Here is a 22,408-nt window from a genome sequence, read left to right as displayed (position 1 = left end):
CGCTCAGATCTTCACGCGCGGAAGCCCGTGTTTGCGCGCGGTGACATCGAGGATGATCTGGCGCGGCACCAGCCGCCGCAGCGCGAAGACGATGGCCGCGTTGTTTCCCTTGGCGTAGAACGGTTTCGGATGCTCGGCGAGCGCGGCCTCGACGATGACCCGCGCCATCGTCGGCGCGTCGATTCCCGCGTCCTCGTTGCGTCGGGTGGCGGCGGCGAGGGTCTCGTACTCGGCCGCATACGGCGATCCGTCATCGATGTGGATGCTGCGCCGGCCCCCGATACCGGTGGCGATGGTCCCCGGCTCGACGCTGATCATCCGGATTCCGTAGGGCGCCACCTCTCGTCGGGTCGCCAGCGCGAAGGCCTTGAGCGCCGACTTGGTGGCCGCATAGTTGGAGCGGAATGCGACGGGGAAGCTCGACAGCATCGACCCGACCATGATGACCGTGCCGTGGCGCCGTTGCCGCATGCCCGGCAGGACCGCCTTGGTCAAGGCGACGGGCCCGAACACGTTGACGCGGAACAGATCCTCGATGGCACTCATCGGGGTGTCCTCGAGCGCACCGGCCTGCGACTCACCGGCGTTGTTGACGAGGATGTCGACGTCGCCGACCTCTGCGGCGCACGCATCCGCCGAGGCGTAGTCGGCGTTGTCGAGGCGCACGTAGGCGACACCGGGAATCGGGTCGGAAACCTTGTCGGGATGACGGCTGGTGCCGTAGACGCGGTGCCCGAGCGCCGCCATCTGCCGTGCCACCTCGGCGCCGATTCCGCTGGTTGCGCCGGTGACGAGAACTGTCTGAGGTTTCCGCGAGTCCACGATGCTCACCGTAGCGCAGCCCCTCGATGACCAGGTCACCCGTCGACGCGGCGCGAACGCCGGGCGAATGTGCCGACGCGGTCGGTGTACGGCGGGCGTTGGCATACTCGGACGGCGTTCGTTCTGGGGTGCGCCTCCGTGGATCTCTTTCAAACACAGCAGGCGCACACCGGCCGGAGGCCGGAAGGGATGTCACAGTGCCCCAGGCAGGATTCGAACCTGCGACCCTTCCTTTAGGAGAGGAATGCTCTATCCCCTGAGCTACTGAGGCGGGCGGCGACACCCAGACGCAGCGGGTCGACGCCACGGGCAGTCTACGTCAGCGCTCGTGGGGTGACGCACCGAACCTCACCGGACCCGGTGCACTGCGACTATTCGACACGCTCGGCCGCGGTCGCCGGCGCCAGCGCCCACCGCTGCTCGATTCGCCCGACGCGCCAGATGACCACGGCGACGAGCCAGGTGACGATGAACAGACCGACGATGGCGTAGCCGACGATGTTCAGATCGATCCCGGAGACGTCATCCCAGAACGGGCCGCTCCAGCCGAACTCGTCGGCCAGCAGTCCGAGGATCTCGATGGTGCCGATGACGAAGGCGACCACGACCGACAGTCCTGTGATGGTGAGGTTGTAGTAGACCTTGCGCACGGGGTTGGCGAAGGCCCAACCGTAGGCGAAGTTCATGAACGTGCCGTCGATGCTGTCGAACAGGCTCATACCCGCGGCGAACAGGACCGGCAGGCACAGGATCGCGTACCAGGGCAGTCCGGCGGCGGCGCTACTGCCGGCGAGGACGAGCAGGGCGACCTCGGTCGCGGTGTCGAAGCCCAGCCCGAACAGGACCCCGATGGGGTACATCTGCCACGGCTTGGTCACCGACTTCATGAAGCGACCGAGGATGCGGTTCATGAAACCTCGATTGTTCAAGTGGTTTTCGAGTTCATCCTCGGAGTAGTCGCCCTGACGCATCGCGCGGAAGACCTTGACGATCCCGAACAGGATCACGATGTTGATCGCGGCGATGAGGTAGAGGAAGCCGCCGGAGACCGTGGTGCCGATGAGACCCGTGTAGTGGTGCAGCGCCGACGAGTCGTCCTCGACCGGCCCCGCGAGTGCCCGCACACCGAAGGAGAGCAACAACGCCAGCCCGAAGACGATTGTGGAGTGTCCCAACGAGAACCAGAATCCGACGGTCATCGGCCGCTGTCCGTCGCCGAGGAGTTTGCGGGTGGTGTTGTCGATCGCCGAGATGTGGTCGGCGTCGAAGGCGTGACGCATACCCAGGGTGTAGGCGGTCAGCCCGACGTCGAGGCCCAGGGTCTTCTGCCCGACGCTGAAGTCGTGCGGTGCCACGAAGACGACCAGGGTCACCCATCCGATGATGTGCAGGGCTGCCACGACGGCGACCATGCCGCCGATACTGGCCCATTCGGCCGGGGTCAGCGACCGGCGGAGCTGAGCGAGTCGACCACCGAACGACGGACGTCCGGTTTGTCCTTGTTGAGCGAATTGCGTTGCCATGCAGCCGAACTCCTCATCAGATGATCTGTTCATCTCAACAGATGAATTGCCCGGACGTGAGCGTTTCGGGCGAGCGAGATCCGACTGTTCTCCACAGATCCCCTGCGCCGCAAGAGCGAATCGTGCACTTCGGACACAGTAGGGCCACCACACCAGGCCACCACCTACCCGACCGGACAGCCTCGATGTCGCACTTGTCCGGGTCAGATCAGGCTTACAAGCAGTCTGGACTGTTTCTATGATTGTCGTTAGCATCACATCCCATGACGCCTCCCGACGCACCCGCGCACGACCCCGATCGTTTCGACGTCCTCGTCGTCGGCTCGGGTTTCGGCGGCTCGGTCGCCGCACTCCGGCTCACCGAGAAGGGCTATCGCGTCGGCGTCCTCGAGGCCGGACGCCGATTCGCCGACCACGAGTTGCCCACGACCAGTTGGCGACTCCGGGACTATGTATGGGCGCCGGCACTGGGCCTGTTCGGCGTCCAGCGCATCCATCCGCTCCGCGACGTGCTGGTCATGGCCGGCGCAGGTGTCGGCGGCGGATCGCTCAACTACGCGAACACGCTGTATCGCCCGCCCGCGGCGTTCTTCGACGATCCGCACTGGAGCGCGATCACCGACTGGGCCGCCGAGCTCGACCCCTTCTACGACCAGGCCACCCGCATGCTCGGCGTGACGAGCTTCCCGGGTGTCACCCCCGCCGATCGCGTGATGCGATCGGTCGCCCACGGGATGGGAGTCGCCGACACCGTCGTCGCGGCCCCGGTCGGGGTGTTCTTCGGGACGCCCGGCGTCACGGTCGCCGACCCATACTTCGGCGGAGCCGGACCACAACGCACCGGATGCACACAATGCGGCGCGTGCATGACCGGATGTCGCGTCGGCGCAAAGAACACCCTGGTCAAGAACTACCTGTATCTCGCCGAACGGGCCGGGGCACAGATCATCCCGATGACGATGGTCGACGGCCTCCACCCGCGCGGCGGTGGCTATGAGGTCAGCACCCACCGCACCGGCGCACCGTGGCGAGGACGCCGGACGCTGTATGCCGACCAGGTCGTGATGGCCGCCGGTACCTACGGCACCAACAAACTGCTGCTCGAGATGGCGCGCTCACGACGACTGCCAGATCTGTCGCCCCGACTCGGGACGGTGGTACGCACCAACTCCGAGGCCGTCCTCGCCGCGACGGCCCACACCACCGACGTCGACTACACCGAGGGTGTCGCCATCACCTCGTCGTTTCATCCCAACGATCACACCCACATCGAGCCAGTCCGATACGGCAAGGGCAGCAACCTGATCGGGCTCCTGCAGGCCGTTCTCGTCGACGGCGGCGGACGCATGCCACGGCTGCTGCGCGCGGTACTGACCATGCTCGCGCACCCGATCACCGCCGCCCGCTCGCTGTCGGTGCACCGCTGGTCGGAGCGGACCATCATCGCGCTGGTGATGCAGACCATCGACAACTCGATCGAATTACACGCGCGGAGAGGACGATTCGGCCCGATCCTACGGAGCCGACCGGGCGGCGGCGATCCGCCCCCACGGTGGATTCCCGAGGGACACACGGCCGTCCGGGCCGCGGCGCGCCGCATCGACGGCGATCCGGGTGGGTCGATCCTCGACCTCGTCGATATCCCGATGACCGCCCACTTCCTCGGCGGCTGCGCCATCGGGGACGGTCCCGACGACGGCGTCGTCGACGCCTATCACCGGGCGTTCGGTCATCCGGGACTGCACATCGTGGACGGATCCACGGTCTCGGCGAACCTCGGCGTGAACCCGTCGCTCACCATCACCGCCCAGGCCGAACGCGCCATGGCGTTCTGGCCCAACGCCGGAGAGGCCGACCCGCGACCGCCGCTCGGCGCACCGTATCGCCGGATCACCGCCGTCGCACCGCAGCATCCCACTGTTCCCGACCACGCGCCAGGCGCGCTTCGGCTGTACGCGTAGCGAGAGGCACAAGCGTCCCAACCACAACGGCATCTCGGTCACGGAGGCCGCACCTCTACCACACCCCACCGACAGAAAATATCAGCCAACCCATCACCGAAACCCGTTGTCCACAAGCACCTTTCCCTACATGCAAAACCTCGAACACCCTTGCCGTAATTCATATGTTCGAGTAAGGTGGAGTCATCACACCGATCAGCCACTGGGGAGGGGCCCATGATCGACACCACTGAAGCTCTTGATGCCGAGGCAGTTTTCGCCGGGATTGTCACCCAACTCAGCGACCTGCAATGGAATCCGGAGATGACCGGGCCGCAAGCCTTCGGCGCGATGAAACAAGTCCTGTTGCTGCGGAACCTGATCGATCATCACGCCACCACCCTCACCCGCGAGATGGATAGGCTGGGCGTCGCCGACCACAAAACCACCCGACTGCGGGAACTGTTGATCAGCATGGGTTGCGCACCCGCCGTCGCAAGTCGATACGTGCGGATCTCGGCCACCACCGATGTGGATCTGCTGCTCGCGCACGCCGCGGACGGGTCCATCTCCTCCGAACACACCGACGCCATCGTCCGCGGACTGGGCCACATCGACACCCGCTGCCCCGAACCCCTCGACACCGTGCAACGGTGTGAATACCTGCGGAAACTGCTGTCGCACTACTTCGCCGGTTTCACCCCCGCCGAGATCACCACCTACGCGCGGCAGTTGGGTAACGAGTTGGCGGCCGAGACACCGGGCGGGTTGCCGGCTGCCGAGGACAAGAAGATCAACTCCTACACCGACCACATCACCGACGACGGCCGGTTGGAGATCTCGGCGAACCTCGACATCGTCGCCGGGGAGAAAACCAGAACTCTGATGGAAGCGCTGTCGGCGCCCAAGCCTCAACCCGACGGATCCCCCGATCCCCGGACACCCGAACAGATTTGTGCTGCCGCGTTCGAAACGATCGTGGAGTTGGCGGCACAAGGTTTGGCCGACACCACGTTCTCGGCGAAACCGACCAACGGGTTGTTGTGGACCTGGTCGGCGGACAACCCCGCGCTCGGCGGGGATTTGCAGAACATGGGTGCCATCACCGAAGCCACCGCCAGACTGCTGTCGTGTGACACCACGATCACCAAGATCATGCTCGACCCCAACGGTGTACCGCTCAGTGTTGGGGAGGCGAAACGCTTCTTCACACCAGGACAACGCAAAGCGTTGCTGGTCCGGGATCGTGGGTGCATCAAATGCGGTGCACACGCCGGACGCTGCCAAGGACACCACCTCGAGCATTGGAGTAAGGGCGGTCCCACCGAGCTCGACAACGGCTGCCTGCTGTGCACCAGCTGCCACGACGACGTCCACCACCACGGATGGGACATCATCATCGGCTTCGACCGACACCCCTGGCTCATCCCACCCGCCAGCATCGACCCGAAACGACGACCCGTGCCGTCGTATCACCGACGGACCATGCGACTCGACGACACCGCAGCCTGATTCCCGCACCCGGCCTGGCCGGAGCGCATCCGATCTTTGAGAACTCCATAGAGAAATCCCCTCCCGATGGTCGAGGTACGTCGTGCCCGTGGCCCGAAAACCCTTCGGCACAAGGGGTCTCGAGGCTCGTCGCTGGCGCTCCTCGGCACCTCGACCACCGGGGTAGGACGGCCATCGGGCACGAAACCCGGGGTGGGAACGCCCCCCCGCTGGTCGAGGTGCGAGCCGCGTGCGGCGAGCCTCGAGACCGACTGCGCCGATGCTGGATTCGGGCCGCCGTGGACCGGATACCCATCGACACACGGGGTCTCGAGGCCTCGGCCATCGGAGTGGGACGGCCGTCGGGCGGGAAGGGCCAGCGGGTGTGGGAAGGGCTGAGCATCCTTCGAGAGCATCGTCACCCTCCGCTGGTCGAGGTGCGACCCGCGTGCCGCGAGACTCGAGACCATCGGGACAATGAGCAGCGGACCGAGAATGAGTCGCTCACGACCAAGAGTTGCCTGGGTGTGCGAGCATGGACGGGTGACGACAGTCGACACCTCCCCCGAACTCGGCGACTCCCCGGATGAGGACGCCAGGGTTCGTCGGCTTCTCGACGCCCAGGCCAAGGCTGAGCAACTCTTCGCCGAGATCACCGAGCGCGGAATGATCCGACCGGGTGTGGGCGAACGAGAACTGTCCAATGAGATCCGCGACCTCGCCGCCGACATGTTCGGCGTGACCCGGCACTGGCACAAACGGATCGTCCGCGCCGGCGAGAACACCCTGCAGACCTACCGTGCCAATCCGCCGGACCACATCCTCGCCGACGACGAAATCCTCTTCCTGGACTTCGGTCCGATCTTCGAGGAGTGGGAGGCCGACTTCGGCCGCACGTTCGTCCTCGGCGACGATCCGACCAAACACGCGCTGCGCGCATCGCTGAGCCAGGTGTGGGAGGCCGGACGCGAACACTTCCGCACCCACCCCGACATCACCGGAGCGCAGCTTTATGACCGCGTGGTCGAACTGTCCCGCGAGGCAGGCTGGGAGTTCGGCGGCGACATCGCCGGGCATCTCGTCGGCGAGTTCCCGCACGAGAACATCGACGCCGCCGAGATCGAGAGCTACATCGCCCCCGGTTCCGACGGGCCGATGCGTCGCACCGACCGCGCCGGCCGGCAATGCCACTGGATTCTCGAGGTGCACCTCGTGACCCCAGACCGCCGCTTCGGCGGCTTCTGCGAGGAACTGCTCGACCTCCCCTGAGTTCCTTCAGGACGCAGCGCGCCCCGACCCCTGCGCGACGCGGTCGATCCCGAGATGGTCGCGCAGCGTCGTACCGCTGTAATCGGCACGAAAACTCCCGCGCTCCTGCAGGATCGGCACCACCTCGTCGACGAACCGGTCGAGCCCGCCGGGCGTGATGTGCGGGACGAGGATGAAGCCATCGCTGACATCGTTCTGCACGGCGTGATCCAGGCGCTCGGCGATGGTCTGCGCGCTGCCGACGAAGGCCTGCCGGCCGGTCACCTCGATGATGAGTTCGCGGATCGACCAGTTGTTGGCCTCGGCACGTTCGCGCCATTCGCGCGCGGTCTGCAGCGGATCACGGTAGGACCGCACGCTGGCCCGTCCGCGGGCGATGGTGTGCTCGCCGACGACCGGATCGAACTGCGGCAGCGGACCGTCGGGGTCGACGTCGGAGAGATCCCGGTTCCACACCTGCTCCAGGAAGCGCAGCGCGGTGGCACCGCTGACCTGCGCGAGACGCACCTCGTGAGCGAGGTCGGCCGCCTCGGCGTCGGTGTCGCCCAACACGAATGTGGCCGCCGGCAGGATCAGCAGCTGCTCACGGCGACGCCCGTACCTGGCCAGCCGGGACTTGACGTCACGGTAGAACTCACGTCCCTCCTCGTAGGCACTGTGCCGGGAGAAGATCGCATCCGCCTTCGCAGCGGCGAACTCACGGCCCTCCTCGGAGTCACCGGCCTGGAAGATCACCGGCCGACCCTGCGGGCTGCGTGGCACCGAGAATCGTCCCTCGATGTCGAATTGCTCACCGCGGTGCGCGAATTCGCCGACCGCGCCGTCCTGCAGGAACCGGCCGGATGCCTTGTCGGCGACGATCTCGTCGCCACGCCAGGACTCCCACAGCTCGATCGCGGTGTCGAGGAACTCCTTGGCCCGCGAATAGCGTTGGGAGCTCGGCAAATATCCGCCACGTCGGAAGTTCTCCCCGGTGAACTCGTCCCACGAGGTGACCACGTTCCAGGCGGCACGTCCGTCGGTGAGGTGATCGAGGCTCGCGAATTGCCGTGCCACCTCGTAGGGTTCGTTGAAGGTGGAGTTGATGGTGCCGGTCAGGCCGAGCCGATCGGTGACGGCGCCGAGTGCTGCGAGAATCGAGAACGTGTCCGGCCGCCCGACGACGTCGAGGTCGTAGATGAGGCCGTTCTGCTCCCGTAGCCGCAACCCCTCGGCGAGAAACAAGAAGTCGAATTTGCCGCGTTCGGCGGTTCGGGCGAAATGTTCGAAGGACTCGAATTCGATATGACTGCCCGAGGCGGGATCGCTCCACACCGTGGTGTTGTTGACGCCGGGAAAGTGCGCGGCGAGATGGATTTCCTTGCGGGGTGCGGTCATGGCGGTCTCCGATCAGGCTGCGTAGCGGTTGGCGGGGCGGGTGAGTCCGAGGTGCCCGCGGAGGGTGGTTGCGGTGTACTCCGTGCGAAAACGTTTGCGGCGACGCAACTCCGGGACCAGTTGGCCGGTGATCGCGAACAGGTCGTCGGGCAGCACCGCGGGGCGCAGCCGCACCCCGGCGAGCGCGTGCCCCGGGTCGGCGGCGGGGACAAGCTCCTCGATGAGGTCGGCGAGACCGGCGGCGGTACCGACGAAGATCGGTGCATCACTGTGTAATTCGGCGCCCGCGAGCTCGTCGAGTCGTGCCGCTCGGGCCGTGGCCTCGGCGTCGGTGCCGCCGAGGATGACGAGTAGATCGTCGAACACCCGCACCGGATCGGCACGCCCCGCCGACACCCGGGCGGCGTCGATCTCGGCGACGGCCGCGGTAGCGGTGGCCGCATCGCGCGCGGTGATGAATCCGAGGTCGGCGACGCGGCCGATCAGGTCGTAGGCCGAACTGTTGTGTCCGAGTGCGGCGATGGGCGGTTGTCCCTGTGGGGGACGCGGGGTGATCGACGGTCCACGCACACTGAAGTATTCACCCGCGAAGTCGATGTAGTGCAGTTTGTCGCGGTCGATGAAGCGCCCGGTGGCGGCGTCGCGTATCTCGGCGTCGTCCTCCCACGAATCCCACAGTCGGCGCAGTACTTCGGCGTAGTCGGCGGCCTCGGTGAACAGCGCGTCGAGGATCACCGGGTCGGGGTCGGCGGGCACCAGGTCGGGCAGCGTACGACGGCCGAACAACTGCGCATCGGCGGCCGATCCGTCCACTCGCAGCTGCACCCCGGCACGTCCGTGTGCGACGTAGTCGAGTGTGGCGATCGCCTTGGCGGTGTGGAACGGTTCGGTATGGGTCGTGATCGCCGCCGGGATCAGGCCGATCGCACGTGTGGTGGGCGCCACCCGGTTGGCGACGAGGACCGCATCGAGCCGTCCACGAACCCGATCGGTCCGGTCGTCGGGGCGTAGCGGATCGTCGCGCTGCAGTCCGAGACCGTCGTCGAGGGTGACGAGGTCGAGGGCGCCGGATTCGGCTTCGCGCACCAGATCTGCCCAGTAGCGGCCGGTGAGCAGTTCGGTGGGGCGCGCACCGGGTTCACGCCACGCGCCGGGGTGCCAGCCGGCATCGGACAACGCGACGGCCAGGTGGATCTGATCAGGCATGAGCGGACTCCTTGGGAAGGTTGGTGGAGGAACCGGCGGTACGGCCCGCTCCGGGGATGGCGGCGAGGAGCGCGCGGGTGTAGTCGTGGCGCGGGTCGTCGAAGACGTCCTCGACCGGCCCCTCCTCGACGATCCGGCCGGCGCGCATGACCGCCACCCGGTGGCTGATCTGCCGGACGACGGCCAGGTCGTGCGAGATGAACAGATAGGCGATGCCGTGGTGGCGTTGGAGGTCGGCGAGCAGTCGCAGGACCTGCGCCTGGATGGTGACGTCGAGGGCGGAGACCGGCTCGTCCAGGATGAGTAGCTTCGGGGTGGTGGCCAGGGCACGCGCGATCGCCACCCGCTGGCGCTGTCCACCCGACAGCGCGGTGGGCAGTCGGCGCGCATGACCCGGTTCGAGCGCGACCGCCGCGAGGAGCTCGTCCACGCGACGTCGGCGCTGTGCTCGGGGGACCCCACGCAGCGGTTCGGAGATGATCTGTTCGACAGTCAGTTTCGGGTTCATCGACGAGAAGGGGTTCTGATAGACGAAGCCGACATCCCCGCGACGGTCACCGGCCTCGACGACGCCGGAATCGTGGGTCTCCAGCCCGGCCAGGATGCGGGCGGTGGTCGTCTTGCCCGACCCGCTCTCCCCCACCACCGCCAGGGTTTGCCCGGCGCGCACCGCCAGCGACACGTCGTCGACGGCGGTCAACCCGTTGCCACGACCGACCCGGAACGACCTCGAGATGTGGTCGGCGCGTGCGATGACCGGTGCGTCGTCGTCGCGGGGTGCGGCCAGGGTGCCCGAGGTCAGTGCGGGTGCATCAGCGATCAATCGCCGGGTGTAGGCATGACGCGGCTCGGTGAGAATCTGTGCTGTCGAACCACTTTCGACGATCTGCCCGCCGGACATGACGACGAGCCGATCGGCACGGTCGGCGGCCACCCCGATGTCATGGGTGATCAACAGGATCGAGGTGCCGCTATCGGCGGCGCGGGCGGCAAGGTGATCGAGAATGCGGCGCTGCACGGTGACGTCGAGGGCGCTCGTGGGTTCGTCGGCGATGATCAACTCGGGTTCGCACGCCATCGCCATCGCGATCAGCACACGCTGCCGCTGTCCGCCCGAGAGTTGGTGCGGTAGTTGGTGGTAGCGCACCTCCGGATCGTCGATGCCGGCGTCGGCGAGGTGCTCGAGCGCGTGGATGCGGGCCGTCTTGCGGGCGGCGCGACCGTGGATGCGCAGGACTTCGGCGACCTGATCACCCACGCGTTGCACGGGATTGAGTGCGGTGCCCGGGTCTTGCGGAACCAGGCCGATCCGTGCGCCCCGAATCCGGTTCATGGCGCGGGAGCCGAGCTCGTCGATCCGCAGATCTCCGAGGTGTACGCGGCCGGTGGAGTGCGCCGTGCGCGGTAGGAGTCCGATGATCGCGTGCGCCACCGATGATTTCCCGGATCCGGACTCCCCGACCACGGCAACGGTCTCGCCCCGCGCCACCGTGAGATCGACTCCGCGGACCGCCTCGGTCTCGATGCCGTTGGTTCGGTACGCCACGCGCAGATCGGTCACGTCGAGGACAGGGAGATCGGATACCGGGCTCATCGGTGATCTCCCGCCGAGATGCGGTGGCCGACGGTGTGCGCCGCGAGCACGACGGCCACGATCGCCAATCCCGGCAGTGTGGTCATCCACCAGGCGGTGGCCAGATAGTCACGGCCGTCGGCGATCAGGGATCCCCATTCGGGAGTCGGCGGGGTGGCGCCGAAGCCGAGGAACGACAGCGACGAGATCAGCAGGATCGCCATCCCGAATTCGGCGGCCGCCAGGGCGAGCACCGGGGCGTAGGAGTTGCGCAACACGTGCCGCACGAGCACGACCGGGGCCGGGACCCCGAAGGCACGCGACGCCTCGACGAACGGGGCGTGGCGGACCCGCAGCACCTCGGCCCGCATGACCCGCGCAAAGCTCGCGACGAGCACCACCGCCACCGCGATCGCGACCTTGGTGGTGCCGAAACCCAGGGCCGCGACGATGGCCAGGGCCAGCAACAGTTGTGGGACGGCGAGCATCACGTCGATGGCCCGCATGATCACCCCGTCGGCGACGGCCCCTGCGGTACCGGCGAACAACCCGAGGATCGCCCCCACGAGCAACGCGACCCCGACGGCACCAATGGTCGCCGTCAGCGACAGACCCGCCCCGTGGACGAATCGCGCGTAGACGTCGCGGCCGAGGTTGTCGGTGCCGAACCAGTGCGACGCACCCGGTGGTGAGAGTTTCTCCGAGGGCACGGCCAGCAGCGGGTCCCGTCCGGTGAACAGGCCCGGGGCCACGGCGAATCCGACCGCAAGTGCCAGGACGATCACCGCGAGGGTCACCGCGGCATTGGACCGCAGCCACGCCCCCACCGCCGCGGGCCGCGCCGCCGTCGGACTCCACGACCAGGACGGCACCGACACACCGGTGTCGGATGAGTCAGACATTGATCAGCTCCGTCCGGGAGTCGTTGTCGCGCGCCGTCGGCTCCCGTCGGCGCGCACCGCTGAGGATGCGGGGGTCGAGGAACGGATAGACGACGTCGACGAGCAGGTTGATGGTGACGAAGACCAGCGCCGAGAGGGTCACCAGCGCAAGCACGACCGGGATATCCTGTGCGAGAACGGCGGATTGGGCGAGCTTGCCGACACCCGGTCGGGAGAACACCGTCTCCACCACGACCGCCCCGCCGAGGAGGTTGCCGACGACGACGCCGGCCACCGTCAGCGCCGGCAGCGACGAGACCCGCAGGATGTGTCGGGTGATGACGCGCCCGCGGCTCGCCCCCTTGGCGGTGGCCGTCTGCACGAACGGCGCCGCATCGGTTGCGGTCATGCTGGTCACGAGCACCTGCCCGAGTACCCCGGCGTACGGAATGGCCAGCGTCACCGCGGGCAGCACGATGGACCCGGGCCGGGTGTCCCCGAATGCCGGGAACCACGGCAGACGAAAGGCGAAGACCTGCAACAGGACCAGTCCCACCCAGAACGTGGGCAGGGCCACCACCAGCGGCGGGATGGACAACAGCCCCCGACGCAGCAGCGTCGAGCGGGTCCACGTCGCCAGCACCGCGAGTCCGACCCCACCGACCGCGGCGAGTGCCACTGCGGTGAGCGTGAGCGCCACGGTGCCGGGCAGGGCGTCGGCGATCACGTCGGTGACCGGACGCCCCTGGGAGATGGACAGCCCGAAGTCACCGTGCAGCGCGCCGGTCAGCGCCGACCAATACTGTTGCCACACCGAACGATCCAGCCCGTAGCGGGCCTTGAGGGCGGCGACGGCGGCCGGGTCGGCGGGGATCGAGGCATCCGAGGTTGCGATCGACACCGGATCCGAGGGCAGCAGGATCAGGATGATGAAGGCGACGGTGAATGCCGCCCACAGCACCCCGATGGCCGAGGCGATGCGGATCGCGAGATAGCGGATCATCGCCGGTCACCGACCCGAGAGCCAGGTGTCGTGGAACTGCAGGCGTGCCGAGGCGTCGAAGGACACCTGGTGCGCGGTGCTCGCGGCACCGATGGCCTGGGAGAGTTCGATGGTGGGCAGGAACAGTCCGTGCTCGATGATCTGGGTCTGGGCGGTGGCCAGGTCCGCGTTGCGAGCGGCGGTGTCGGTGGTGCTCTGCTGCTGCGCCAGTGCCGTATCCAACGCGGGAATCGGACCGCGCCGGTTCAGGTTTCGGGTGGTCAATCCGAACTGGGTGCGCAGGATATCCCCGTCGGCACGGGTCACGTTGTAGTAGATCGCGTCGTAGTCGCCGGCGTTCTGTCGGACGGTGGCCTCGGCCGCCGGCACCACGTCGAGCGCCATGTCGGCGCCGACGTTCTTCAGCTGCTGCTGGACGAGTTCGAGGATCGCCTGGTTGCCGGCGAACACCGGACTGTAGAGCACCGAGAACGACAGGCGCCGGCCGTCTTTGACGCGAATGCCATCCGGGCCGGGCCGCCAGCCCGCGGCGTCGAGTAGCTGCCGGGACTTGGCGGCGTCAAAGGTCAGCGCCGCCGTCTCGGCGTGGAAACCCGGAGTGTTGGCGGCCAGCACCCCGGTCGCCGGGTGGAAGTCCTTGTCGAGCACGGTGTCGACGAGTTCGGTGCGGTTGATCGCCGGGAGCAGTGCGGTGCGGACCTGTTCGTCGGCGAGTACTCCGCGGGAGACGTTGGGCTGCAGGCCGAATGGCACGCCGGGGTTCACCGCGGTGAGTACCTTGCCACCGGCCGAGGAGATCTGTGCCTTGTCGTTGGGGAGGGCATCGCTGATGACGTCGAGCTGACCGGAGCCCAGCGAGCCGGTGCGCACACCCGACTCGGGGACGACGGTGAAGTCGATCCCGTCGAGGTAGGCGTCGCCGGTGTGGGTGAACACCGCCGAGCCCCATTGATATCCGGTGCGTTTGCGCAGGGCGGCCGAACGGCCTTGTTGCCATGCGGAATAGACGAACGGCCCGGAGCCGATGTTGGTGCCCTGGCACCGCTGTTCGGGTGTGGCGGCGACGGTCGCGTCGGCCTGGATGCCGAGCTGCGGGGTGGAGGTCGCCTGCAGGAACTGCGCGTTCGGTGCGGAGAACTCGACCCGTGCGGTCAACGGGTCGACGACGGTGGTGCCGGTGTAGCCGCTGAGATATGTTGCGGCCAAGGGAGCCTTGGCACCACCAAGGGTGGTGACGATGGCGTCGAAGTTCTTCTTGACCGAGTCGGCGGTCAGCGGGGTGCCGTTGCTGAAGGTGACGTCGGGCTTGAGGTGGAAGGTGAAGGTCTTGGCGTCGGGGCTGACCTCCCAGCTCTGCGCCAGCCACGGTTTCAGGTCACCGCTTCCGGGTACCTGGTCGGTCAGTGAGTCGACGATCTGACGGGTCACGTAGATCGTCTGGTTGGTGGCGCTCTGGGCGGGGTCGGAGCAGGTGGGCGCGTCGGAGAGGCCGTAGCGCAGCGTGCCACCGGAGACCGGCGGGCCGGCGTCGTCGGACTGCGAGGAGCCCCCGCCGCATGCGGCGAGGCCGAATACGGCCAGCGCGGCAACGGATGCCGTCGCGGTACGGGCGACGGTGGTGGTGATGCCACGCATCAGATGAGGCCCCATTTCTTGGCGAGGAGTTCGTGCGAGCGCAGCCGGTCACCGTGATCATGGGTGACCGAGGTGATCACGAGTTCGTCTGCATCGGTCAGCTTTCCGAGCGCAGCCAAGCGCTCGACGACGGTGTCGGGGCTGCCCACGAACTGGGTCTCGAGGCGGTCGGCGACCAGTGCGCGCTGCTCGTCGTCCAGTGGTGGCGCGGTGGCCGGATCCGGGTACTCGACGGCACCGTGGCCGCTGCGGATGCTGTACACCCAGTGCCCGTAGGTGGAGGCGAGATGGCGTGCGGTGTCGTCGTCCTCGGCGACCACCACATCGGCCGAGACCACCACGTACGGTTCGGCGAGTACCGCCGACGGCCGGAAGGCGGCGCGATAGGCCTGCACCGCTTCGAGCGTCGTGCCGGGGCTCACGTGGTAGTTGGCGACGAAGGGCAGTCCGCGCGCGCCGGCCACCTGAGCGCTCTGACCCTTGCTGCTACCGAAGATCCAGAGCTCGACGTCGGCGCCCTCACCGGGCACCGCATGCAGTTCGAGACCGGACGGGCTGCGATAGGTGCCCTCGAGCAATGCGGCGATGTCGGCGACCTGCTCGGCGAAATCGGGGGTCTGCGCACCGGGCTGGGTGAGCACCTCGAAGCTGCGCGCCAGACGCGAATTCGCCAGCAGCGCCGACACATCGAACGGTTCGGGGAGCACCACACCGTCGACGACGCGACTCGGGCGGGGAATGCTCGGCAGGGTCACCGCAGGTGTCGAAGGCGTGGGTGTCGACGGCGTGGGTGTCGCCGTGACCGCTTCCGCGCGCCGCTGACCGGAGCGTCCGAGACCCAGGTCGATGCGGCCGGGATGGAAGGCGTCGAGCAGACCGAAGGACTCGACGACCGAGACCGCGGTCGTCTGGCCGACCTGAACCGCCGCCGACCCGACCCGGATGGTGGTGGTGGCACCGGCGATCTGACCGATCAGGACGGCCGGATTGGAGCCGGCCACCGCGACGAAGTGATGTTCGGCGACCCAGTAGCGGCGATACCCCCACTGCTCGGCGTGCTGCGCGAGGTCGATCGTGTTGGCCAGTGCGGCAGCAGGATTGGAGCCCTCACTGATCGGCGCGAGATCGAGCACCGACAACGGGGCATGGTCATGAAATGGCACGAGCCGACTCCCATCGATCCCGGCGTTAGCACCCTCCTCTGGGGTTGCTGCGACGTCGACGAGCCGGGTCTCTCGGTCGCTCCAGATGGTCGATTCACGGTAGGTCGGCGGCGCCGCACACGGCAAGAAAGTCAGGAGCTGCTCGAGTACGTCGACGGCGTCCGGGCGCGTACGCGGCACAGACTTTCGGTCACCGTGGGATTAACCCGAACGTCCGGACGGCATCGGTGGCGAGCAATGGCGTCGTCACGCCCGCGTCGACCTTGTCCGATACGGGCGATTTAGCCTAACCTAACGAGATGTGTGCTCGTGGAGTTCTCGCCGGCCTGTTGACCCTGGTGTTCGTCGCCCTTCTCGGGTGCTCCTCCCCCGACGACCCGGCCGGGTCCGCGGGAGAGACCGTGACCGTCGAGCACCAGTACGGATCGACGACGATTCCGAGCGATCCGACCAAGGTCGTGACCTTCGGCGGCGCGTGGTCGGATTCGCTGATCCGCCTCGGAGTCCCGATCACCGCGGAGTTCCTCGCGCAGGGGTATTCGGGCCCGAACAATCGCTTCGCCTGGACGCCGGAGCACTCGTCGACGATCGTCACCTATGACGTGGAGGCCGGTACCCCCGACGTCGCCGCGATCGCGCGGTTCGCCCCGCAGGTGATCCTCGCCGGATACCTGCCCGATCGTGCGGCCTACGACCGTCTGACGCGGATCGCCCCGACGATCCCGGTGATGGCCACCGACACCGTCACCGACAGCTGGCAGGACGTGATGACGACAGCCGGCCGAATCTTCGGCAAGCAACAGCAGGCCGATGAGGCCGTCGCCGAGGTCGAGCAGCAGATCGCGGCCACCAAGGCGAAATACCCGGCGAGCCAGGGCAAGTCGTTCACCTTCGGACAGTTGACCCCGCAGAATCAGTTCGGTGTGGTGACCAGCGACACCGACCCCTCCGCGAAACTGCTCGCCGAGCTCGGCCTGGTTCTCGACCCGGCGGTCAAAGGGCTCGCGCCCGGTGGCGCACGCACGATCGTGTCGGCCGAACGTATCGACATCTTCGCTTCGGACCTGCTGATCTTCTGGCCGCTGGTCGGCGGGCCCGAGGCGTTCGATGCGATACCCGGCTGGGATTCGCTGCCCGCGGTGCGCCGCGGCACGACGGTGTTCCTCACCAACGACACCGCGTCGGCGTTCGGCGGACCCACGATCTACTCGGTGCCGTGGGCGATCGACAAGCTGACGCCGGCGTTGGCGAAACTGTAGGCGCTCGCCCCCGGCGGCGCCTCAGGCGGCGCCGCGTTCCTCGATCTCCTCGAGCCGGTCGATCACGGTGCGCGCGAACACCTGCTGCTCGGTGACCGCGAGTTGGTTGCGGCTGCGCGAGGTGAACGCGAAGAGCCAATCGATCAGCGTGGTGAAGCGGTTGCGAAATCCGACGAGGTAGATCAGGTGCAGGAACAGCCATCCGAGCCAGGCGAGATAACCGGAGAACTCGATGTGCCGCGACGTCCCGGGGATCGGCACGCTGGCGACCGCCGAGTACCGCGAGACCGTCGCCATCGACCCCTTGTCCCAGTAGGAGAACGGCCTTCGAGCCCGCAGACTGCCGTTGAGCCGAGCGATGATGGTGTCGGCGGCGTACCGCGCGGACTGGTTCGCCGCCGGGGCCTGGCCCGGCACCCCGTCGAGTGCCATCATGTCGCCGACGACGAACACCTCGGCGTGGCCGGGCAGACTGAGATCGGGCTGCACCCGGACCCGTCCGGCGCGGTCGGTCTCGGCCCCACTCTGCTCGGCGAGATGGCGGCCGAGTGGGCTGGCCGCGACACCCGCCGACCACACCTTGCACTGGCTCTCGATGCGTCGGGTGGTGCCGTCGGGGTCTTTGACCACCAGCCCGTCGTAATCCATGTCGACGACCATCGACCCCAGTTGGACATCGACTCCCAGTGAGCGCAAACGCTTTTCAGCCCGTCCTCCGAGCTTGCGCCCGAACGGCGGAAGTACCGACGGCGCCGCGTCGAGGAGGATGACCCGCGCCTGCGTCGGATCGATGGAGTCGAAGGCGCCGCGCAGCGTCTTGGCCGCCATCTCCGCGATCTGCCCGGCCATCTCCACCCCGGTCGCACCTGCGCCGACCACCACGAACGTCAGCAGGCGGGCACGCTCGTCGGGATCGGTGGACAACTCGGCCTGTTCGAAGGCGCCGAGGATACGTCCGCGGAGTTCGAGGGCGTCGTCGATGGTCTTGAGACCGGGTGCGAACTCCGCGAAATGGTCGTTACCGAAATAGGATTGGCCGGCACCCGCGGCGACGATGAGGCTGTCGTAACCGGTGGTGAGTTCGCGGTCGAGCAGATGCGAGGTGACCCTGCGCTGCTGGAGGTCGATGCTCTCCACGTCGCCGAGGACGACCCGCGCGTTGCGCTGATTGCGCAGGATCACCCGCATCGGTGGGGCGATCTGGCCTTGCGAGATGAGCCCGGTGGCCACCTGATACAGCAGCGGCTGGAACAGGTGGTGGGTGGTGCGGGCGATGACCGTGACGTCGACATCGGCGTGGGCGAGTCGGCGAGCCGCGGCGAGCCCGCCGAAACCCGAGCCGATGATCACCACGTGGTGGCGGCCGGTCTGCGCGGGGTGTGCGGCATCGCTGGGATGTGCGGCAGTGATGGGTTGTGATCGGGCCATGGCACGTTCCTTCGTCGGGGATCGACACCCAGGCGGACGATGTCTCCGAACGTGCTCCTTGCCGGTCGATTCCGGCTGCGCCAGTCGCACTGCCGAGGTTAGCGCACGATCACGCCCGGCGCGAGGGCTTTGTTACGAGCTCGGTCCCGGTGCGCTCAGGTCAGGGAGCGCATGGCGCGGTCGGCGACCGCCGGTGAGAGGTAGTCGAGGACGGGCAGCACCGCACGCAGGGCCGCGGGTGCGACCTCCTCGGGCTGGTGGGTGATCGCGCGGAGGATCCAGTTCGCTGCCTCGGCCACGTCGAGCGCATGTACGTCGTCGTATTCCGCTGTGGGAGCGATCATCTCGGTCCGCACCAGTGGGTAGTAGACGTTGGTGGCGCAGACGCCGGGGTGTGGACGTTCGGCGTTGAGGCTGCGTCCGAAGATCCCGAGGGCGTTCTTGGACGCGGCGTAGGCGGAGAAGCGTGGGAACGTTCCCGCCATCAGGCCCCACGTGCAGATGTTCACGATCTGGCCGGATCCGCGCTCGACCATCCCGGGCAGCAGACCCAGCGAGAGTTGGACCGCGGCAAAGTAGTTCAGTGACATCGTCCGCTGATAGTCGTGCAGCCGATCGGTGGAGTCGAGGATCGACCGGCGGATCGATCGTCCCGCGTTGTTCACCAGGACATCGATCCGCCCATCACCGAGTTCGTCGAGAAGCGCTGCCACGCCGGCCTCGGCGGACAGGTCGGCGACGATGTGGTCGCATCCGGTCTCCGACGCCAATGACCGCAGCTCGTCGGAGCGGCGGGCGACGGCGATGAGATGGGCGCCGCGCGCGGCGAGCGCACGCACCGCTTCGCGCCCGATACCTGCCGAGGCACCGGTCACCAGCACCGTCAGGCCGGAGACATCACGACCGGGTCCGGTCACCGCGTTCTCCACCGGGCCCGGCAACAACGATCGCCGCTGCGCCAGGTCGAACAACGTCGCGGCCACATTCACCACGCGCGACTACTCCGCGAGCGCCGAGCGCAGCTTGGCGTCGGTGTGCTTGATCGCCTGGGCCGCGAACGGATCCATGATCGCGCCCAGCGCTTTTCCGGCCAGACCGCCGGGCAGGATGTACTCGAATTCGGCGTCGACCTTGGTACCGCCCGCATCCAGGTCGGCGAAGCGCCAGGTGGTGTTGGCCTGGAAGCCCTCGATGGCCCTGAGCACGATGAGTTCGTTCTCGACCCACTCGACGGTCTCGACCGTGGACTTGAGGGTCTTCGGTCCCGCCTTGATCGCGACGTCGAAGACCGAGCCCTTGCCGCTGGTCAGGTCTGTCCGCGGAGTGAACTGATGAATCCCGAACATGTACTCCGGAACGTTCTCGTAGTCGTTGATGTAGGTGAACACGCGGTCGCGTGCCACCTCGATCGTGGACGAATGGCGCACCACACTCATTGGTCTGGACCTCCCCTGTCGACGTGAGCCGAGACCCGCCGGTGGCGGCAGGTCGTGCAGCCCACAGTAGGCGGTCGGTGCGCAGGCCCGGCACACAACCCACCGGCCCAGCGTGGCGCGGCCGGGCGGGTGCGGACGCGGCGTCATAATCGAGGGCATGCGTTCGAGAGGGAAGATCATCGACGCGACGCTCAGCCTGATCGCCACTGAGGGTTTTGCCGGGGCGAGTATCGCGGCCGTCGCCGCGTCGGCGGGCGTGTCGAGGCAGACGGTGTATTCGATCTTCGGTTCCCGCGAGGATCTCGTCTCCCAGGCGCTCGGCGAGCTCGCGATCACCGCGATGGGCGCCATCCACGCGCGGCTCGAGGGCATCACCGATCTGACCGACTACCTCGTCGAATTCATCGTCGCCGGCCGTTCGATGGCCGCCGCCGATCCGGCTCTGTCGATGCTCATGACCTCGCAGGAAAGCCATCCGTTCTTCGATGACGGCGCGATGTCGAGGACCCGGGAGGTCGCCACGCAGATCCTGCACCCGATCATCGTGGCGTCGCCGCAGTACGCACCGCACGTCGACGACATCGTCGACATGACGGCCCTGCTGAGCCTGTCGCTGGTGGTCGTCGACGACGCCGCCCGCACCGACGCCGAATTGCGCGCTTTCCTCGACCGCTGGCTCCGGCCCGCCCTCGAGGCCATGCCCACCGCGGCGGCGTCGACACCCTCAGATGAGTGAGCCGACGTCGGTGGCGATGATGCGGTCCAGCGCGCGTTCGGCGACCGCGGCGATGGTCATCGACGGGTTGCAGGCGGCGCAGGTGCCGGGCATCAGTGCACCGTCGACGACGTAGAGTCCGCGTTGGCCGTGCACCCGACCTTCCAGGTCGCACACGGTGCCCATGGACGCGCCGCCGAGCGGATGCCAGGTCGACGGGAGCACCGCGTTGGTGTCGATCAGGGTGGAGTCCGGTCCGGCGATGCGGTTCACCGCCGGGGTGATGTAACGGTTTTGGAGTATCGAGTCCCCTTCGTGCGGCCATTGCAGGACCGCTTGGTCGGTGGCGGCGTCGTAGATGAAGTGTCCGCGCCCGGCGCTGACGCCGTAGGCGACCATCATCGTGGAGTGGGTGTTGACCGGGATCGGCGGGATGGACGCCTGGATGACGGTGAACGCGTGCTGCGGGTCGGACCAGTTGAGGCTGCCGTACACAACCGGGCCCCCTTGCGCCGCACCGAAATCGGCGGTGGGGGCATTCCAGATGTAGATCCGGTCGGCGTTGGTGCCCCAGCCGGTGCCGACGGCGTCCGGGAGATCGGTGATCGCTCCGGTTGCCCCGGCGCGCACCAGCATTCGGCTGGTGTTCATCGAGCCGGCGGCGAGGAACAACGTCGGGGTGGACAGGATCACGGTCTCGAGGACCCGGCCGGTCTCATCGGTCCGGTTCGCCGTCACGCGCCAGCGGCCGGTCGGTTCGCGGTGGATCTCGGTGACGTCGTGCAGGATTCGGGCATCGAGAAGTCCGGTCTGTTCCGCCTGCGCCAGGTAGGTGACGTCGACGCTGTGTTTGCCGCCGTTGTTGACGCCGATCGCGCCGTCGCCGTTGGTGTAGGACGGGCGCATCTTCCCGGCCACCTCGGCCAGGGCATAGTTCCAGTCGATCGGCATCGGGATCTTCTGCACCGGCAGTCCGGCGCGCCGCACATGGGCGGCGAACTCGCGGACGACCCGGTAGTTGGGGGTGCGGATCAACGCGTCGGGGGCGACCTGCGCGCCGAGCATGCGTGCGACCCGCGGATAGTAGGTGCCGTTCATCGACGGCCAGTCGAGACCGGCGGGGAAATGCGCGCCGAACACTTCTTCCGACGGTTGCAGGGTCATGCCCTGATAGACCAGTGAGCCCCCACCCCAGCCGGCGGCGACCATGGGTGTCATGTTCTGTCCGGCAATCGATTCGAACAGGCCCACATAGGGTTCCACCGACAGCGGACGACCGAAGACCTGTGGTGTCGACTGGTGCCAGAGGATGCGCTTGTCGGGATGGGTGGCACTCGGGAAGGTCGTCGAATTCGGTCCGGTCGGCCAGCGTCGTCCGCGTTCGAGGAGCACCACCGGCACCCCGGCACGGGTCAGCCGTAAGGCCGTGACTCCCCCACCGAATCCGGAGCCGATCACCACGACGCGGTGTTCCTCGCGTGTGGTCGGAACGGCTCGGCCCGGCGTCGCGAAGCCGCGGCCGACCCCGGCGGTGGAGGCGATCACCCCGGTGACCCCGGCGCCGGCGGCACCGGCGAGCACCTGACGGCGAGAGAATGTGCGCATGAAACCCCTGTCGGACAGCAACGTCGAGTGTTGCGAGAAAACTAGACAGTGTTTCCAGATTGTGTCAAGAACTTGCGCGCAA

General features: G+C 67.5%; 18 protein-coding genes, 1 tRNA gene and 2 riboswitches. Of the genes, 5 read left to right on the top strand and 14 right to left on the bottom strand.

From position 1 onward, the window contains the following. Positions 1-3 precede the first annotated feature (3 nt). The 3 genes from GOPIP_RS04215 to nicT form a co-directional block, all read right to left on the bottom strand. Positions 4-822 (bottom strand): SDR family oxidoreductase, encoded by an 819-nt coding sequence (locus tag GOPIP_RS04215; protein ID WP_006368309.1) that lies wholly within the window; start codon positions 820-822, stop codon positions 4-6. Between the two features lie 198 nt (positions 823-1,020). Beyond that, positions 1,021-1,093: transfer RNA gene (locus GOPIP_RS04210), tRNA-Arg, on the bottom strand. Positions 1,094-1,193: 100 nt separating this feature from the next. Next, the gene (nicT, locus tag GOPIP_RS04205) at positions 1,194-2,345 is read right to left on the bottom strand and encodes a Nickel transporter NicT (RefSeq protein ID WP_006368308.1); all 1,152 of its coding nucleotides are present in this window, start codon (positions 2,343-2,345) and stop codon (positions 1,194-1,196) included. 263 nt (positions 2,346-2,608) lie between these two features. Here nicT and GOPIP_RS04200 point away from each other — a divergent pair, with 263 nt between their 5' ends. The 3 genes from GOPIP_RS04200 to GOPIP_RS04185 all read left to right on the top strand — a co-directional run bounded on the left by GOPIP_RS04200 (position 2,609) and on the right by GOPIP_RS04185 (position 7,045). Next, complete coding sequence (locus GOPIP_RS04200; protein ID WP_006368307.1) at positions 2,609-4,306, top strand: GMC family oxidoreductase N-terminal domain-containing protein; 1,698 nt, start codon at positions 2,609-2,611, stop codon at positions 4,304-4,306. A gap of 216 nt (positions 4,307-4,522) precedes the next feature. Continuing rightward, on the top strand, positions 4,523-5,797 hold the full coding sequence (locus tag GOPIP_RS04195) for an HNH endonuclease (protein WP_006368306.1): 1,275 nt from the start codon (positions 4,523-4,525) through the stop codon (positions 5,795-5,797). A 522-nt stretch (positions 5,798-6,319) separates the two neighbouring features. Beyond that, a complete protein-coding gene (locus GOPIP_RS04185; protein WP_006368305.1) occupies positions 6,320-7,045 on the top strand; it encodes a M24 family metallopeptidase in 726 nt (241 codons plus the stop codon). Positions 7,046-7,051: 6 nt separating this feature from the next. Here the strand turns inward: GOPIP_RS04185 and GOPIP_RS04180 are convergent, their stop codons facing one another. Genes GOPIP_RS04180 through GOPIP_RS04150 form a run of 7 tightly spaced genes read right to left on the bottom strand, consistent with a single transcriptional unit; the run spans position 7,052 to position 15,883 of the window. Further along, positions 7,052-8,422, bottom strand: coding sequence for an NtaA/DmoA family FMN-dependent monooxygenase (locus tag GOPIP_RS04180; protein WP_006368304.1), 1,371 nt, complete (start codon positions 8,420-8,422; stop codon positions 7,052-7,054). A gap of 12 nt (positions 8,423-8,434) precedes the next feature. Further along, positions 8,435-9,628 (bottom strand): LLM class flavin-dependent oxidoreductase, encoded by a 1,194-nt coding sequence (locus GOPIP_RS04175; RefSeq protein WP_006368303.1) that lies wholly within the window; start codon positions 9,626-9,628, stop codon positions 8,435-8,437. Beyond that, on the bottom strand, positions 9,621-11,222 hold the full coding sequence (locus GOPIP_RS04170) for a dipeptide ABC transporter ATP-binding protein (protein ID WP_006368302.1): 1,602 nt from the start codon (positions 11,220-11,222) through the stop codon (positions 9,621-9,623). The genes GOPIP_RS04175 and GOPIP_RS04170 overlap by 8 nt, the downstream gene beginning before the upstream one ends. Next, a complete protein-coding gene (locus GOPIP_RS04165; RefSeq protein ID WP_006368301.1) occupies positions 11,219-12,103 on the bottom strand; it encodes an ABC transporter permease in 885 nt (294 codons plus the stop codon). Before GOPIP_RS04165 ends, GOPIP_RS04170 begins: the two co-directional genes overlap by 4 nt. After that, positions 12,096-13,085 (bottom strand): ABC transporter permease, encoded by a 990-nt coding sequence (locus tag GOPIP_RS04160; protein WP_006368300.1) that lies wholly within the window; start codon positions 13,083-13,085, stop codon positions 12,096-12,098. Before GOPIP_RS04160 ends, GOPIP_RS04165 begins: the two co-directional genes overlap by 8 nt. A 6-nt stretch (positions 13,086-13,091) precedes the next feature. Beyond that, entirely contained in the window at positions 13,092-14,720 is a 1,629-nt protein-coding gene (locus GOPIP_RS04155) for an ABC transporter substrate-binding protein (protein ID WP_006368299.1), read from the bottom strand. Further along, positions 14,720-15,883 carry an LLM class flavin-dependent oxidoreductase gene (locus GOPIP_RS04150; RefSeq protein ID WP_006368298.1) on the bottom strand — a complete coding sequence of 388 codons (1,164 nt, stop codon included), beginning with the start codon at positions 15,881-15,883 and terminating at the stop codon, positions 14,720-14,722. The genes GOPIP_RS04155 and GOPIP_RS04150 overlap by 1 nt, the downstream gene beginning before the upstream one ends. 7 nt (positions 15,884-15,890) lie before the next feature. Further along, positions 15,891-15,975, bottom strand: a riboswitch (SAM riboswitch). A 207-nt stretch (positions 15,976-16,182) separates the two neighbouring features. Here GOPIP_RS04150 and GOPIP_RS04145 point away from each other — a divergent pair. Next, positions 16,183-17,142, top strand: a complete 960-nt coding sequence (locus GOPIP_RS04145) for an ABC transporter substrate-binding protein (protein WP_006368297.1) — start codon at positions 16,183-16,185, stop codon at positions 17,140-17,142. A gap of 21 nt (positions 17,143-17,163) precedes the next feature. On the opposite strand, the gene GOPIP_RS04140 is transcribed toward GOPIP_RS04145, so the two are convergent. The 3 genes from GOPIP_RS04140 to GOPIP_RS04130 form a co-directional block, all read right to left on the bottom strand. Continuing rightward, positions 17,164-18,570 (bottom strand): NAD(P)/FAD-dependent oxidoreductase, encoded by a 1,407-nt coding sequence (locus GOPIP_RS04140; RefSeq protein ID WP_006368296.1) that lies wholly within the window; start codon positions 18,568-18,570, stop codon positions 17,164-17,166. 19 nt (positions 18,571-18,589) lie between these two features. Beyond that, positions 18,590-18,668: riboswitch (ZMP/ZTP riboswitch) on the bottom strand. A gap of 57 nt (positions 18,669-18,725) precedes the next feature. Further along, positions 18,726-19,559 (bottom strand): SDR family NAD(P)-dependent oxidoreductase, encoded by an 834-nt coding sequence (locus GOPIP_RS04135; RefSeq protein ID WP_170320170.1) that lies wholly within the window; start codon positions 19,557-19,559, stop codon positions 18,726-18,728. Positions 19,560-19,568: 9 nt separating this feature from the next. Then, on the bottom strand, positions 19,569-20,006 hold the full coding sequence (locus GOPIP_RS04130) for an SRPBCC family protein (RefSeq protein ID WP_006368294.1): 438 nt from the start codon (positions 20,004-20,006) through the stop codon (positions 19,569-19,571). Between the two features lie 157 nt (positions 20,007-20,163). On the opposite strand from GOPIP_RS04130, the gene GOPIP_RS04125 reads away from it, so the two are divergent. Then, positions 20,164-20,742, top strand: a complete 579-nt coding sequence (locus GOPIP_RS04125; protein ID WP_006368293.1) for a TetR family transcriptional regulator — start codon at positions 20,164-20,166, stop codon at positions 20,740-20,742. On the opposite strand, the gene GOPIP_RS04120 is transcribed toward GOPIP_RS04125, so the two are convergent. Continuing rightward, positions 20,731-22,326 (bottom strand): GMC oxidoreductase, encoded by a 1,596-nt coding sequence (locus GOPIP_RS04120; RefSeq protein ID WP_006368292.1) that lies wholly within the window; start codon positions 22,324-22,326, stop codon positions 20,731-20,733. The two genes, GOPIP_RS04125 and GOPIP_RS04120, sit on opposite strands and share 12 nt — an antisense overlap. Positions 22,327-22,408: the final 82 nt, after the last annotated feature.

The organism is Gordonia polyisoprenivorans NBRC 16320 = JCM 10675 (genome assembly GCF_000241325.1).
In the GTDB taxonomy this organism is placed as follows: domain Bacteria; phylum Actinomycetota; class Actinomycetes; order Mycobacteriales; family Mycobacteriaceae; genus Gordonia; species Gordonia polyisoprenivorans.
The sequence above is the reverse complement of the archived record's forward strand: the minus strand, read 5'-3'. Positions and strand labels throughout refer to the sequence as shown.

What these genes read in the sequence shown, in the direction of transcription:
- GOPIP_RS04200 (WP_006368307.1), top strand. Translation starts at nt 2,609, where the DNA reads ATGACGCCTCCCGACGCACCCGCGCACGACCCCGATCGTTTCGACGTC.
- nicT (WP_006368308.1), bottom strand. Translation starts at nt 2,345, where the DNA reads ATGGCAACGCAATTCGCTCAACAAGGACAAACCGGACGTCCGTCGTTC.
- GOPIP_RS04140 (WP_006368296.1), bottom strand. Translation starts at nt 18,570, where the DNA reads ATGGCCCGATCACAACCCATCACTGCCGCACATCCCAGCGATGCCGCA.
- GOPIP_RS04130 (WP_006368294.1), bottom strand. Translation starts at nt 20,006, where the DNA reads ATGAGTGTGGTGCGCCATTCGTCCACGATCGAGGTGGCACGCGACCGC.
- GOPIP_RS04120 (WP_006368292.1), bottom strand. Translation starts at nt 22,326, where the DNA reads ATGCGCACATTCTCTCGCCGTCAGGTGCTCGCCGGTGCCGCCGGCGCC.
- GOPIP_RS04195 (WP_006368306.1), top strand. Translation starts at nt 4,523, where the DNA reads ATGATCGACACCACTGAAGCTCTTGATGCCGAGGCAGTTTTCGCCGGG.
- GOPIP_RS04145 (WP_006368297.1), top strand. Translation starts at nt 16,183, where the DNA reads ATGTGTGCTCGTGGAGTTCTCGCCGGCCTGTTGACCCTGGTGTTCGTC.
- GOPIP_RS04180 (WP_006368304.1), bottom strand. Translation starts at nt 8,422, where the DNA reads ATGACCGCACCCCGCAAGGAAATCCATCTCGCCGCGCACTTTCCCGGC.
- GOPIP_RS04165 (WP_006368301.1), bottom strand. Translation starts at nt 12,103, where the DNA reads ATGTCTGACTCATCCGACACCGGTGTGTCGGTGCCGTCCTGGTCGTGG.
- GOPIP_RS04170 (WP_006368302.1), bottom strand. Translation starts at nt 11,222, where the DNA reads ATGAGCCCGGTATCCGATCTCCCTGTCCTCGACGTGACCGATCTGCGC.
- GOPIP_RS04160 (WP_006368300.1), bottom strand. Translation starts at nt 13,085, where the DNA reads ATGATCCGCTATCTCGCGATCCGCATCGCCTCGGCCATCGGGGTGCTG.
- GOPIP_RS04125 (WP_006368293.1), top strand. Translation starts at nt 20,164, where the DNA reads ATGCGTTCGAGAGGGAAGATCATCGACGCGACGCTCAGCCTGATCGCC.
- GOPIP_RS04175 (WP_006368303.1), bottom strand. Translation starts at nt 9,628, where the DNA reads ATGCCTGATCAGATCCACCTGGCCGTCGCGTTGTCCGATGCCGGCTGG.
- GOPIP_RS04155 (WP_006368299.1), bottom strand. Translation starts at nt 14,720, where the DNA reads ATGCGTGGCATCACCACCACCGTCGCCCGTACCGCGACGGCATCCGTT.